General features: G+C 59.9%; 12 protein-coding genes. 6 read left to right on the top strand and 6 right to left on the bottom strand.

Annotation, left to right across the window (positions count from 1 at the left end; all coding sequences use genetic code 11):
• Nucleotides 1-4: 4 nt before the first annotated feature.
• Nucleotides 5-1219: a phosphoserine phosphatase SerB gene (serB, locus tag UB23_RS24620; RefSeq protein ID WP_045061854.1), complete on the top strand. Its 1215-nt coding sequence runs from the start codon at nt 5-7 to the stop codon at nt 1217-1219.
• A 170-nt stretch (nt 1220-1389) separates the two neighbouring features.
• On the opposite strand, the gene UB23_RS24615 is transcribed toward serB, so the two are convergent.
• From UB23_RS24615 to UB23_RS24600, 4 genes are all read right to left on the bottom strand, one after another.
• Nucleotides 1390-3168, bottom strand: coding sequence for a hypothetical protein (locus UB23_RS24615; RefSeq protein WP_045061853.1), 1779 nt, complete (start codon nt 3166-3168; stop codon nt 1390-1392).
• A gap of 182 nt (nt 3169-3350) precedes the next feature.
• Nucleotides 3351-4211: an archaetidylserine decarboxylase gene (gene asd / locus UB23_RS24610; RefSeq protein ID WP_045061852.1), complete on the bottom strand. Its 861-nt coding sequence runs from the start codon at nt 4209-4211 to the stop codon at nt 3351-3353.
• Nucleotides 4212-4229: 18 nt separating this feature from the next.
• Nucleotides 4230-5045, bottom strand: coding sequence for a thiosulfate sulfurtransferase (gene rhdA, locus UB23_RS24605; protein WP_045061851.1), 816 nt, complete (start codon nt 5043-5045; stop codon nt 4230-4232).
• 42 nt (nt 5046-5087) lie between these two features.
• Nucleotides 5088-6626: an HDOD domain-containing protein gene (locus UB23_RS24600; RefSeq protein ID WP_045061850.1), complete on the bottom strand. Its 1539-nt coding sequence runs from the start codon at nt 6624-6626 to the stop codon at nt 5088-5090.
• Between the two features lie 166 nt (nt 6627-6792).
• On the opposite strand from UB23_RS24600, the gene motA reads away from it, so the two are divergent.
• From motA to UB23_RS29615, 3 genes are all read left to right on the top strand, one after another.
• A complete protein-coding gene (gene motA / locus UB23_RS24595) occupies nt 6793-7644 on the top strand; it encodes a flagellar motor stator protein MotA (RefSeq protein WP_045061849.1) in 852 nt (283 codons plus the stop codon).
• Between the two features lie 3 nt (nt 7645-7647).
• On the top strand, nt 7648-8676 hold the full coding sequence (motB, locus tag UB23_RS24590) for a flagellar motor protein MotB (protein WP_045061848.1): 1029 nt from the start codon (nt 7648-7650) through the stop codon (nt 8674-8676).
• A gap of 219 nt (nt 8677-8895) precedes the next feature.
• The gene (locus tag UB23_RS29615) at nt 8896-9711 is read left to right on the top strand and encodes a hypothetical protein (protein WP_152644323.1); all 816 of its coding nucleotides are present in this window, start codon (nt 8896-8898) and stop codon (nt 9709-9711) included.
• A gap of 386 nt (nt 9712-10097) precedes the next feature.
• Here the strand turns inward: UB23_RS29615 and rsgA are convergent, their stop codons facing one another.
• Nucleotides 10098-11129 (bottom strand): small ribosomal subunit biogenesis GTPase RsgA, encoded by a 1032-nt coding sequence (gene rsgA / locus UB23_RS24580; RefSeq protein WP_045061846.1) that lies wholly within the window; start codon nt 11127-11129, stop codon nt 10098-10100.
• A 107-nt stretch (nt 11130-11236) separates the two neighbouring features.
• Between rsgA and orn the strand changes: the two genes are divergently transcribed.
• Both orn and UB23_RS24570 read left to right on the top strand, forming a co-directional pair.
• Complete coding sequence (gene orn / locus UB23_RS24575) at nt 11237-11779, top strand: oligoribonuclease (RefSeq protein WP_045061845.1); 543 nt, start codon at nt 11237-11239, stop codon at nt 11777-11779.
• A gap of 173 nt (nt 11780-11952) precedes the next feature.
• Nucleotides 11953-12564 carry a trimeric intracellular cation channel family protein gene (locus UB23_RS24570; protein ID WP_045061844.1) on the top strand — a complete coding sequence of 204 codons (612 nt, stop codon included), beginning with the start codon at nt 11953-11955 and terminating at the stop codon, nt 12562-12564.
• An 89-nt stretch (nt 12565-12653) separates the two neighbouring features.
• Here the strand turns inward: UB23_RS24570 and queG are convergent, their stop codons facing one another.
• Nucleotides 12654-13718 carry a tRNA epoxyqueuosine(34) reductase QueG gene (gene queG / locus UB23_RS24565; protein WP_045061843.1) on the bottom strand — a complete coding sequence of 355 codons (1065 nt, stop codon included), beginning with the start codon at nt 13716-13718 and terminating at the stop codon, nt 12654-12656.
• Nucleotides 13719-13764: the final 46 nt, after the last annotated feature.

Genomic DNA, 13764 nt, shown 5'->3' with positions numbered 1-13764 from the left:
CGCCTTGCGCGAAATCGTCCTGATAAACATCACGGGAGTCGACCGTCCGGGTCTGACTGCGGCCATTACCGGCGTTCTGGCCCAGGGTGGTGTGAACATTCTCGACATCGGCCAGGCGGTGATCCACGACACCCTGTCGTTCGGCATCCTGGTTGAGATTCCCGACACCGAGCAAGGCAAGTCCGTCCTCAAGGACATTCTGTTCACGGCCTACAAGCTCGATCAACAGGTCCGTTTCACGCCGGTTTCCGAAGAGGATTACCAGCAGTGGGTCGGCAACCAGGGGAAAAAACGCCACATCGTTACCCTGTTGACCCGCAAGGTGACTGCCGAGCAATTGCAGGCCGTCAGCTCGATCACGGCCAAGTATGGGCTGAATATCGATCATATCGATCGCTTGTCGGGACGCATGCCGCTGGATACGCCGGCCGACAAGGGCAAGGGCTGTATCGAGTTTTCTGTGCGTGGCGAAGCGGCCGACCCGCAGGCGCTGCGGGCCGAGTTCCTCAGCGTGGCGCAGGACCTCAACGTCGATATCGCTTTCCAGGAAGATTCGCTGTTCCGCCGCAACCGCCGCCTGGCGGTGTTCGACATGGACTCCACGCTGATTGAAGCCGAAGTCATTGATGAACTGGCCAAGGCCGCGGGTGTGGGCGAGCAGGTTTCTGCGATCACCGAGCGGGCGATGGCCGGCGAGCTGGATTTCCGCGCGAGTTTCAAGGAGCGCCTTGCCTTGCTGCAGGGGCTGGACGTCAGCGTGCTGGATTCGATCGGCGCCTCGCTGCGCCTGACCGAAGGCGCCGAAACCCTGTTCGCCGAACTCAAGCGCCTGGGCTACAAGACAGCGATCCTGTCAGGCGGCTTCACTTACTTCGCCAAGCAATTGCAAGCAAAACTGGGCATCGACTACGTATTTGCCAATGAACTGGAAGTGGTCGACGGCAAGGTGACTGGCGTGGCGGTCGAGCCAATTGTCGATGCGCAGCGCAAGGCGGACCTGTTGCGGGAGCTGGCGCACAAGGAAGGCCTGCGTCTGGAGCAGACGATTGCCGTGGGCGACGGCGCCAACGATTTGCCGATGCTGGCGATCGCCGGGTTGGGCGTGGCGTTCCGTGCCAAACCTCTGGTCAAGCAGTCGGCGAAGCAGGCGATTTCGACCCTTGGGCTGGATGGTGTGCTGTATCTGCTGGGCTTTCGGGATCGTGATGGGCAGCTCTGAGACTTTAGCCGCCTGATCAGGCCTCATCGCGGGCAAGCCTTGCTCCCACAGAATCACCGACCTGGGAGCAAAGGTTGCCCGCGATGACCACACCAAAATCTTACAAAATCACTGACCTGTGGGTGCAAGGCTTGCCCGCGATGGCCGCACTACATTTTTCATGCCTGACCTCAAAGCGACTTCCACAAAGAATCAAAGTCTTCCTCGACGCCGCCACCCGCGGCGTTGTCGTTTTTGGCACCCTCCAACGACCGGTAAGCGAACTGATTAAAACTGTTGGTACTCGCCACCCGTCGATCCAGCCCTGCCCGATGTTCCTCGCCGTTGGTGTTGATCATCACCTTTTGCCCTTCCTGAAAGGGCAGGCGCGGGGCCAATAGTGTGGCGGGCAGGTCTACCGCGCTGATCGCGGGCAATAACAGGCCGCGCAGGTAGTGGCTGTGATCATCATGGGTGCGCACCAGCTGCAGGCCACAGGGCTCTGCGTAGGGTGCAACCTGTTCGATGCCCATTTGTGTGCCGCCGCCACGAACCTGGCGAATCCAGCGCACCACCGCGATACTCCAGCCCTGGCCCGCGACATCGTCGATGCCGACCATCTCACCCGCCTGAAGCTCGGCCGGTACTTCGCCGGGCCACGCCAGGCAATAGCCTCCCGGGCTGTGGTTGACCACTGGCAACACATAAGTCGGAAAATGCCGATTGCTGTCGGCCGTGTCATTGCCATCATCGTTTTGCAGCTGGGGGTATTCGATTTCTTCGTAGGGCAGCAGGTCGTGGGTGTTGCCCTCCGGCGCCACGTCGAAGGCGTGGCTCCATTGGTCCTGGCCCTTGGTCGCCGACGACAGCGCAGAAAATTTCGCCTGTCGGCCGCCGTGGTTTTTCAGCAGCTCACTGAACGAGCGCTGGCCACCCAGATAGAAATGCAGGGCGCTCATGCCGACGCACAGGGTCAGTTGGCCCTGGCTTGCCGTGCGTTGAAAACTGCGCTCGGCGGTCTGCCCCCAGGCGGCACTCAGGTGTTGCAAGGTATCCAGGCTCAAACCCGTCGGCACCAGCAGAGGTTGGGCCGAGTCGGTCTTGTGTAGATGAGCGTCGATGGCCGCCACCAGCGGGGTGGTGTCAATGGCCAGCAAATCGTCCTGCTGTTCGCTCCTGAATTTGGAGCGGTAGCGCGGAGCGGTATCGAGCATTGGTGCGACGGCGAACAGCCCTTCGACCGATTGGCCCGGATTCAGGCGTATCAGCGAGCTCCATGACTCCAGCACTTCGGCGAGACGGGCAATCTGGTTCTGCCGCAGTTGATTGCAGCGTGCAGCACCCATCAGCAGCGCCGTGATATAGGTCTGCTCAATGCTGAGGTTTTGCGTCTGGCTGGCCAATTCGTCGCGCACATTCTGGCGCTGGAGCTGGTGCGAGCAGGCGATTCGGTAGAGTTGATGCAGCTCCACCCAGACGCCTTCCGGCGCCGGGCAATACAGCTGCGTCGCGCGCATCAACGGCCCGTTGAGGCAATGGATCGCCCGTTGCAGCGCTTGAGTCAAGAGCGGGGCGCGATCCTTGCTGAAGCGCGGTGACACGCGCAGGACGATCTGCTTGTAGCCAATCGCCAGGTGACTTTGCAATGCCTGGCATAGGTTGGCGATCTTGCGCGAGCGCTCGTCCAGCACAATCGCCTGATGCAGGAAGTGCCGCTCCAGGTGTTTGCAGACGTAGTACACCTCTGGTCGCAACAACTCGAGCAATTGCAGGCGATTGTCACTGGGAGTGAGCAACTGGTTGAGTTCGCCCAGGCCCTGATAGAGCAAGCGGGCAGTTTCGCCAATGTTAGCCTTGGGCAGGTTGGCGATCCAGCGCTTGAGATCGCGCGGGGTTGGCTCACAGAACGACAGGCGAGTCTGTTGAGGAAGCGGTGCACGTAACAGCTGGAGTGGGGTGGTCTCATTCATGGACAAAACGATAGCAGGAATCAGGCCGTATAGGCGCTGCCGCAGGCGGTGATCTTTTGATCCCGGGTAACAAAAACAACGCCGCCCCTGGTAGGAGCTGCCGAAGGCTGCGATCTTTTGACTTTGTTTCTAACATCAAAAGATCGCAGCCTGCGGCAGTTCCTACCGGGACAGGCCGGTTATCAGGCCTTCGGCAAGCCCAGCGCTTGACCCATCTGCACTGGCGACAGCGCACCGAGGCCTTCAGCCCATTTCACCTGGTCCGGGCCGAACAGCACCACGGCGGTCGAACCCAGCTTGAAGCGCCCCAATTCCGCCCCTTTTTCCAGGTGGATCGGCGCACGGGCGGCTTCGTCGTAGCGGAAGGTTTTCAGTTCACGCTTGGGCGGAGTGACCAGGCCTGCCCAGACGGTTTCGATCGAGGCAACAATCATTGCCCCGACCAGCACAACGGCCATCGGCCCGCGCTCGGTGTCGAAAATGCATGCGACGCGCTCGTTGCGAGCGAACAGCTCCGGCACGTTTTCAGCAGTCGTCTGGTTGACGGAGAAAATGCGGCCCGGGATATAGACCATCTCACGCAAGGTGCCGGCCAGGGGCATATGCACGCGGTGATAGTCTTTCGGCGACAGGTAGATGGTGGCGAAGTCGCCGCCCATGAACGGTGCAGCGTTGGCCGCATCGCCACCGAGCAATTCCAGCACGCTGAAACTGTGGCCCTTGGCCTGGAAAACGCGACCATGCTCGATCGGGCCAAGCTGGCTGACTGCGCCATCGGCCGGGCTCAGGATCGCCCCCGGCGTTTCGTCCAGAGGGCGCGCGCCCTCTTTCAAGGCGCGGGTGAAGAACGCATTGAAATGTTCATAGGCAGTCAGGTCTTCGACCAGCGCCTGGGACATGTCCACCTGGTAGCGCTTGGCGAACCAGGCGGTGAAGGCATTCTTGAACCAGCGCACACGGCATTCGGCAATGCAGCCGGCCAGTCGCGAGAGCAAGTGATGAGGCAGCAGGTATTGGCTGAGGATAAACAGACGCTTGTTCATTAACTGTCCTTAAAAACCTTAGATCTCTACGGGGGTGTCGGGATGGTTGCCCCATTCGCCCCAGGAGCCGGCGTAACCCTTGACCCGCGGATAACCGAGCGCCTTGGCCACCAGATAAGTGAAGCCAGAGCGATGGTGTGTCTGGCAGTGAGTAATAACTTCTTTGTCCGGGGTTATCCCCAGTTGTTCCAGGATTTGCGGCATGTCTGTACGGATGCGCAGGTTGCGCGCCTGATCCATGCCGGCGGTCCATTCAAAATTGATCGCTCCGGGAATGTGTCCGGCCTTGGCAGCCAGGACCTTCTCGCCGGAATACTCCTGCGGGGCGCGCGCGTCCCAAATGGCCAGGTCGGCGGCGCCAATCCGGCTTTGCAGGTACTCTCGGGTGGCCGTGGGTTCGTCGTGCAAGGTCAGGCTTACCGGGCCTCCCGCCGAAGCCGGGACCTCGGTCGAGACCGGCAGGCCATCCGCCAGCCAGGAAAGCAGGCCGCCATCCAGATAGTGGTAGTGCTTGTGGCCGATGACGTCGAGCAGCCAGATGAAGCGTCCGGCCCAGCCGCCGCCTTCGTCGTCATACACCACGTACACCGCATCCTTGTGGTGGCCCAGTTCGCCGAACAGCGCTTCAAGTGCAGCGTGTGGCGGGATCAGGCCCGGAGCGGGTAGCTGGCCGAGTTGCGTGCGCTTGGGGTCGACAAAGCGCGCGCCAGGAATATGCCCTTGGGCGTAGCGGGCACTGCTGGTGAGGTCCACCAGGATCAGATTGCACGCGTCGAGACGGGCGAGCAGGTCGCCGGGTTCGATGACCAGCGCCAAGCCAGAGAAGTCAGACATGTGAGGTCTCCAGAGCACAAAAAGGGGGATTGTAACGCAGCCTCATTGGCCACGGTGGCTAAAGCTGTGCAGCGCCTTCTCGATGCACTGCGCGGTTTTGCCGAAGGCTTGTACGGTGATATCCGAGAACGGTCCACCACCCTGGTCCGCCACCACCAGCATGATCACCCGGCCATTATTGACCAGTGAACGCAGCAGCAAATGCTCGCCGCCAAACAGCGTGCGCAGGCTGGCCGGGAGCAATGCGGAAAATTGTGCGTTATTTTCCGGGGTTAGGCGCACCTGGGCCTGCTGGGCGAGCAGGCGTTGCAGCACGGTGCTCTGGCTGACCAGCAAATTCAGGCTGGCGGCGTCCTTGGGCAGTCCGGCGCTCTGATGCACGCGTAAATTGGCGTGAGTGCGATCAGCCATCAGGATCAGCACCCGGCGCATGCCGCAGGCAACCAGGGCATCCCTGGCGGACGTGGTCAGGTGCATCGCATTGGCAAAGCGGCTCGGCTCCACCAGCAACTCGGCACACACCTTGCGCCACTTGGCCAGGTCTTGCGCAGTCGGTGGCGGGGTCGGCTGCGAGCCTGCCTGCTGGCGCGGGGTGTCCCAGGGCCAGATCAGTGAGACCGCCGGGTGCCAGAGGTCCGGCATGGCATGGTAGCGGGCGCTGTTGGCAGCCTGCTGGTGCAATTGCTGCTGTACCTCGTCCATCGAAACTTGCAGGTACAGGCTGGTCAGGTGCTGCCAGCGTCTGCTGTGGGGGCTGTCCCAGGCTTGTTGTGCCGACAGCGCCAGGCCATTGGCCAGTAGTACGGTGTTGGCAGGTTGATTGAGCCAGCGACGCAGGGTCGGGTCGTCATCCAGGCGATTCTGCTGGCGCAACGGGTGGTCGCTGTCGCGGGCAATGCGCAGCACCTTGACCAGTTCGCGCTGTTCCTTGAGCAACAGGCGGTAACCCTGCTGCACCCAGATCGGCAGGCGCCACAGATCGACCAGGGCCTGGCAAATGTCCAGCAAACGCAAGCCGAACAACTGTTGTTCGACCTTGCGTGCGGATTCACCTCTGTGAATCACGCGCCGTTCCCACTCTTCGAGCAACTGCGGGTAGATCAGCGCCATCGGCCATAGTGGTGACAGAAACAGCAGGCTACCCCAATGGATGTCCTGCCAGAGCCGGGCCAGGCGGCTGGCGAAAAAGCCGTTGGCCTGCTGGGTCGCGTGCTGGCTGATCAGCTGCAACTGGCGCAAGGTCGCGGGGATTTGCATCTGGGGCAGCGTCGGCAGGCGGGCGAGCAGTTCTTCAGTGCGTTTGAGGCCGAGACGATTGATCGCCACTTCCAGGTTTTCCGCCGGTTCGCCAAGGCCGCTGCGCACCTGCCGATTGGCTTCACGAATCACGCTCAGCGCCAGGGCCGGGCTGCCCTGGATCAGTTCGGCGATGTCACGCAGTGAGCTGCGGCTGTTGCGAATCGCCTGGCATACCCGGTCATGGCTGGCCTGCGGTACGGGCAGCCGGACGCTGTCGAGAAGCTTGATCCAGCCTTCGAGCGTCGTTGGTTTTGGGGTTGGAACGTTCGTTTCATTAGCCATGGATGGACGTGATCATCGTCTGCATTACCTGCGCGCTGAATGAGCCAAAGTGGCTTTTCGCCTGAACGGGCTATAGTCTGGCGCAGTTTTGCCGATAAGTAGAAGAAGAGATTGTTTAACTTCCGAATATGACCTTGAACCCGACTCAGTAAGTGCTCTCCTACCTATGGCTAAAATAATCGGCATCATTGTCGTATTCGCGAGCGTGCTCGGCGGATACGTGCTATCCCACGGAAAAATTGCCGCCCTGATCCAGCCTTTCGAGGTAATGATCATCGGCGGTGCGGCGCTCGGCGCCTTCCTGCAGGCCAATCCCGGCTACATGACGATGCACGTGCTCAAGAAATCCCTGAGCATGTTCGGATCGCGTTTCAGTCACGCCTTCTACCTCGAAGTGCTGGGCCTGATCTTCGAAATCCTCAACAAGAGCCGCCGTGAAGGCATGATGGCCATCGAAGGCGACATCGAAGATGCGGCGGCGAGCCCGATCTTCGCCAAGTACCCGACTGTGCTCAAAGATGAGCGCATGACCGCTTTCATCTGTGATTACCTGCGCATCATGTCCTCCGGCAACATGGCTCCCCATGAGCTTGAAGGCCTGTTCGACATGGAGCTCTACAGCCTCAAGGAAGACCTCGAGCACCCATCCCACGCAGTCAACGGCATCGCCGACGCCATGCCGGGTTTCGGTATCGTGGCTGCGGTACTGGGTATCGTGGTGACCATGGCTTCCCTGGGTGAAGGCGACCAGAAAGCGATCGGCATGCACGTCGGCGCGGCACTGGTGGGGACCTTCTTCGGTATCCTTGCGGCCTACGGTTTCTTCGGCCCGCTGGCCACTTCCCTGGCCCACGATGCCAAGGAAGAGTTGAACGTCTACGAAGCCATCAAGGCTTCGCTGGTCGCCTCGGCCTCCGGCATGCCGCCGTCGCTGGCGGTGGAGTTCGGGCGCAAGGTCCTTTACCCGGCGCACCGTCCAAGCTTCTCCGAGCTGGAACAAGCGGTTCGCGGACGCTGAGTCATGGAAAACAACCAGCCGATAATCATCAAGCGCGTCAAGCGCATAGCCGGCGGGCATCACGGCGGCGCCTGGAAAATCGCCTTCGCCGACTTCGCGACGGCGATGATGGCGTTCTTCCTGGTGTTGTGGCTGATGTCCACGGCAACGCCTGAGCAGAAGATCGCCATCGCCGGCTACTTCAAGGACCCTATCGGGTTCTCCGAAAGTGGCACGCCCTACATCATCGATCTGGGCGGCTCGCCGACCCTGGCGCCGGAGAACACGCTCAATCCTGAGGTCAAGTCCCAGCCGCAGCCGGACAAGGTGACCATTGATACCGAACAGGTCGAAGGCATGGCCGAACAGGTCGAGAAAGAGCGCCTGGAACTGTTGCTGCAAGAGTTGCAGAACAAGGTCGACGAGAACCCGCAGCTGCAGAAATTCAAGGACCAGATCCTGTTCGAGATCACCCCGAACGGCTTGCGTATCCAGATCATGGACGCGGAAAACCGGCCGATGTTCGACTCGGGCAGCGCCCGGCTCAAGCCTTACTTCGAAGACATCCTGCTGGCCATGGCCGATACCATCAAGGCGGTACCGAACAAGATCAGCATCAGTGGCCACACCGATGCCACGCCGTACACCGGCAGCGGCGAGTTTGGTAACTGGGAACTCTCGGCCAACCGCGCCAACGCCGCACGACGTGCACTGGTAGCGGGCAGTTATCCTGAATCGCAGGTGGCGCGGGTGGTCGGTTATGCATCTTCGGCCTTGTTTGATCGGGTCAACCCGGTCAATCCGGTCAATCGCCGTATCGACATAGTGGTCTTGACCAAAAAGGCCCAGGAAGCCATTGAGGGGGCGCAAGGTGCTGATCCTTCGGGGGCGCTGCCCCAGGGGCAGGGCGCGCCGGGGGAAGTCCCGGCCACTCCGGTTGATCCAGATACCTTGCCGGCCGACCAGCAGCCGATACCGGCGCATGAGATTCGCGAGCGGTTGAATCTGTTCGAGGATGCGGCGCCGAAACCGAGTGTCCCCCCCAAGCAGTAACCCACAAAAAGCCGACAGTTGATGTCGGCATTTTTTTGCGTCAATTATTACGAGCTGTTTTTGACAGTTTTTGGTTTTTTTATAGTTTAAAAAGCCATAAGACTTCCATGGCGCTGGCCTTGAAGTATTTGGGAACGCAGCAGTAAGTGAGTGGAGAATGTTCTTCCATGATTTACTGCAACGTTGAATCCGTAGCGATTTTTAAGAAGCCTACATTGCATGCCTATGATTTCTTTCCTAGATTGCTTTAGCTGCTTTAGGATCCGCAACAGTGACGCCAATAGTCGCGCGGAGGATTCTGCCACGCTCCCCGTCGCGGCCGGAATTATTCGCGCTTCCAACGCTGGATATGACTTGGCGCCGATCGCAAGCGGGATTGAACCGCCTCGAGGTCACGCGGACAATTTTCATCGATTGTCGCTGGAAAACGTCCAAGGCTCTACCTGGGCATTGACTCGCGGCACAAGACCTCTTCGGTCAGAGCCAACCCGGATCAATACCTTCGGCACTGCAAACTCGAATCAACCGGATAGTCAGTTGCAGATTAGGGTGTCTCGCATCCTGGTCGTCCGAGAACGACAAGTGCGCGATTTGGCTGCCAGGTTAGAAGGCCAGGATGCGCAGGCTGAGTCGACGGAAGCCTTTGTTAGTGCCATTTTAAGTTTTATCAACGCGGCAGAACGGCCGCTTGTTCAGACAATAGACAAGTGCGCAATCACGGCCGGCGAGTTGCTTCAGCACTATCCCAATATCGAGAGAGTCAAGCTCCCCATAACGCTTGATGTTCTCGGGGCTGATCCAGACCTGAAGATTGTGCTTATGATGGACGGAGAAATAGTCAACGAAGGTCTTCTTATGGACGGTTATCGTATATACGAGGCCGATGACCTGAAGAAATGCATGGAGACCAGCATGAAGCGTTCCCCAGTTTCTCGGAAGGTTTTTGATTCAAATAGCGTGGCTAGGCTCCAGGATGAAAAAATTGTAGATGCGCGGGGGGAACCACTGGATCTGACAAAACAGTTATTGAGCTGACATTGGGGCGCCAAACATTCCTTGGGCGACCCTATTGGTTAGGCATTTACAATCAAAAAGTTTTCATGGCCGCGCAGCTCGACCTGAAACATTGAATTGACCAACTTTCCGTTGAACATTATTCGCCAAGTCGTCTAGGCCTTTCTCCTGCACTGTACTTCCGTGTCGTTGATCGCTCGTGAGCATGGCGGCAACGTCGACTTGCAGTTTCGCTGGCGGCACCAGTATCAGGAAGGGGGCTTGGGCCTAATTACCACCGGGCAATGTTTGTGCGTGTCCAAGCGATCACGGCGTCGATGGATGCCTCGCAAGCTGCCCAACTGAAACCAGAAAGCCGCGAGTTGATCGCGGCTTTCTGGTTTTTGCTGGAAGCTACTGATCGCTATTCAGTAGGTGCTTTCCGGCAGACTGGCGATGATCGAGCGGTAGCTGTTCATCCGTTGCTGCTGCACGCGGCCATCTTCCAGGGCCTTGAGCAGGGCACAACCCGGTTCGCGGTCGTGTTTGCAGTCGCGGAAGCGGCAGGTGCCGATCAGGTCGTTGAACTCGATGAAGCCGGCCTCGACATCGGCACGGCTGACGTGGCCCAGGCCGAATTCACGGATGCCCGGGGAGTCGATCAGCTCACCGCCGCCGGGGAAGTGGAACAGGCGCGCGGTGGTGGTGGTGTGAGTACCCTGGCCGGAGAGCTCGGACAGCGGGCCGACACGGGTGTCGACTTCCGGCAGCAGGCTGTTGACCAGCGAGGACTTACCGACGCCGGACTGGCCGACGAACACGCTGATGCGCCCATCGAGCTGTTGCTGAAGCTGCTCCATGCCATTGCCGTGGTGCGCAGAGACTTCCAGCACCGGATAACCCAGGGTGCGGTAGACCGCCAGCAGGGCATTCAGCGCCGGGGCATTCTGCTCGTCGATCAGGTCGAACTTGTTGAGCAGCAGCAGCGGGCGAATACCCGCATGCTCGGCGGCGACCAGGTAACGGTCGATCAGGTTGGCGTGAGGCTCGGGCAGCGGAGCGAAGACAATCACGATCATGTCGACGTTGGCCGCCACCGGCTTGAGCTGGCCACGGCTGTCCGGGCGACAGAGCTCGGTGTTGCGCGGCAATTGCGCGACGATTACGCCGATGCCCTGGTTGCCGGCACGCCAGACGACCCGATCACCGGTTACCAGCGCAGGCAAGTTGGCCCGCAAGTGGCAGCGGAATACCTGGCCGGCCAAATCGCCATCGAGCGCCTCGACTTCGACCTGTACACCGAAGTGCGCGATCACCAGGCCGGTCTGTTCCGGGCCCAGGTCGCCACCTTCGAGTGCCTCGACAGCCGAGGACTCGCGTTTGGCGGCGCGGGCAGCGCGCTCGCCCTGAATCTTTTCGATGCGCCAGTTTTGACGACGATTGAGTTGGCGTTTGGCCATGGGTGTTCCGTATCAAGAATGCAGCGATTAGTTAAAACGGCCGCGAGTTTAGCACGCCCAGCCACCTCTCTAAGCTAAACTGCGCAGCATTGCCTAGGAGCCGACACATGCAAAACCCGCAGAATTTGATCTGGATCGACCTGGAAATGACCGGTCTGAACCCTGATACCGACGTCATCATCGAGATGGCCACCATCGTCACCGACAGTGATTTGAACACCTTGGCCGAAGGTCCGGTGATCGCTATCCACCACAGCGATGAAATTCTCGCCGGCATGGATGAGTGGAATACCCGTCAGCATGGCGGCTCAGGCTTGACTCAACGGGTTCGCGACAGCCGCATCAGTATGGCTGAAGCCGAAGCCGAGACCATTGCCTTCCTGGAGAAGTGGGTGCCCAAGGGCAAGTCGCCGATCTGTGGGAACAGCATCTGTCAGGACCGTCGCTTCCTCTATACGCACATGAAATCCCTGGAAAGCTATTTCCACTACCGCAACCTCGACGTGTCGACGCTCAAGGAACTGGCCGCGCGCTGGGCGCCCGAGGTGCGTGACAGCTTCCAGAAGGGCAGCACCCATCTGGCCCTGGATGACATCCGCGAATCCATCGCCGAGCTGCAGCATTATCGCAAGCACTTCATCAAGTTCTGATTGCGGACTACGTCCCCTGTGTAAGAGCTGCCGAAGGCTGCGATCTGTTGATCTTGAAAAGTCAAAAAATCGCAGCCTGCGGCGGCTCCTAAGGGGGATTGCACCGCACTTGCCCTCTTTTGGTGCCTCGGCGAAGTGAGTAGACTGCGCGCCTTCCTGCAAGGACCGCCACCATGTTGCTGATGCTCTACCTGATCGCCATCACCGCCGAAGCCATGACCGGCGCCCTGTCTGCCGGGCGTCGCGGCATGGACTGGTTTGGCGTGGTGCTGATCGCCTGCGTCACGGCCCTGGGCGGTGGATCGGTGCGCGATGTGCTGCTGGGGCATTACCCGCTGACCTGGGTCAAACACCCGGAATACCTGGTACTGACCTCGTTCGCAGCCATGTTCACCATCTTTGCGGCACGCTGGATGCGCCACTTGCGCTCATTGTTCCTGGTGCTGGACGCCGTGGGTCTGGTGGCTTTCACCCTGATCGGCTGCATGACCGCCCTGGAAATGGGCCATGGCATGTTGGTGGCTTCTGTCAGCGGAGTGATCACCGGCGTGTTCGGCGGCATCCTGCGGGACATCTTCTGCAACGATATACCGCTGATCTTCCGCCGCGAGCTATACGCCAGCGTCTCGTTCGCCGCAGCCTGGTGCTACATGTTGTGCATTTACCTGCAAATGCCCGGCGAGCAGGCCATCCTGGTGACGTTGTTTGGCGGGTTCCTGCTGCGTTTGCTGGCGATTCGATTCCACTGGGAAATGCCCAAGTTCGTCTATAACGACGAAGCCTGACATCGCACGGTCCCTGTAGGAGCAGCCGCAGGCTGCGATCTTTTGACTTTGATTTTTTTAGATCAAAAGATCGCAGCCTGCGGCAGCTCCTACGTAAGTCCGTGTTGTTTCAGGGCCCATTCAACATGTTCGCGCACCAGCTCCGACGGATACTCGCGCCGAGCCTTCAACGCCTCCAGTACCGGAATACTCGACGGTGCATTCCCCAGCCCCACCGCCAGATTGCGCAGCCAACGCTCATAACCCGCCCGGCGTAGCGGCGAGCCTTCAGTGCTGCCGAGAAATTTTTCTTCATCCCACATGAACAGCTCGGCCAGTTCAGCGTTGTCCAGATTGTGCCGCGGCTTGAAATCGCTTTCGCCTGATGGACGGGCAAAACGGTTCCATGGACAGACCATCTGGCAGTCGTCGCAGCCGAACACCCGATTGCCGATCAGCGGCCGGAGTTCTTCGGGAATCGCGCTTTTGAGTTCGATGGTCAGGTAGGAAATGCAGCGGCGGGCATCCAGCACATAGGGGCCCACGAAGGCATTGGTAGGGCAGATGTCCAGGCAAGCGGTGCAGCGGCCGCAATGCTCGGTGGCGTGGGGCGGGTCTTCCGGCAGCGGCAGGTCGACGAACAGCTCGCTGAGAAAGAAGTAGCTGCCGGCTTTGCGGTTCAACACCAGGGTGTTCTTGCCAATCCAGCCCAGGCCGGCCTTTTCGGCGATCGCTTTCTCGAGCACCGGAGCGCTGTCGACGAAAGCGCGATAGCCGAAGGGGCCAATGACCGCCTGAATTTTTTCTGCCAGCTGTTGCACACGTTTACGGATCAATTTGTGGTAATCGCGGCCCAACGCATAGCGCGAGACATAAGCTTTTTCAGGTTGTGCCAGGCGCTTGGCCATCTCGGTGTCACCCGGCAGGTAGTCCATGCGCAGGGAAACCACTCGAAGGGTGCCGGGTACCAGCTGTTCCGGGTGCGAGCGTTTGCTGCCGTGGGCGCCCATGTATTCCATCTCGCCGTGGTAGCCGGCTGCCAGCCAGCGCTCCAGGTGCTGCTCATGCTCGGCCAGGTCGAGGCCGCTGATGCCGACTTGCTGAAAGCCCAGCTCGCGGCCCCAGTCCTTGATGGATTGGGCGAGGGCGGGCAGGTCTGTAGTAATAGCGGGCATGAGGCGAGAGAAACCGGAGCTGAGGTGCGTATAATTCTGCCAGACA

Origin of the sequence: Pseudomonas sp. ES3-33 (assembly GCF_000952175.1) — a bacterium.
GTDB classification, from domain to species: domain Bacteria; phylum Pseudomonadota; class Gammaproteobacteria; order Pseudomonadales; family Pseudomonadaceae; genus Aquipseudomonas; species Aquipseudomonas gregormendelii.
This window is presented reverse-complemented; position numbering and strand designations above follow the sequence as displayed.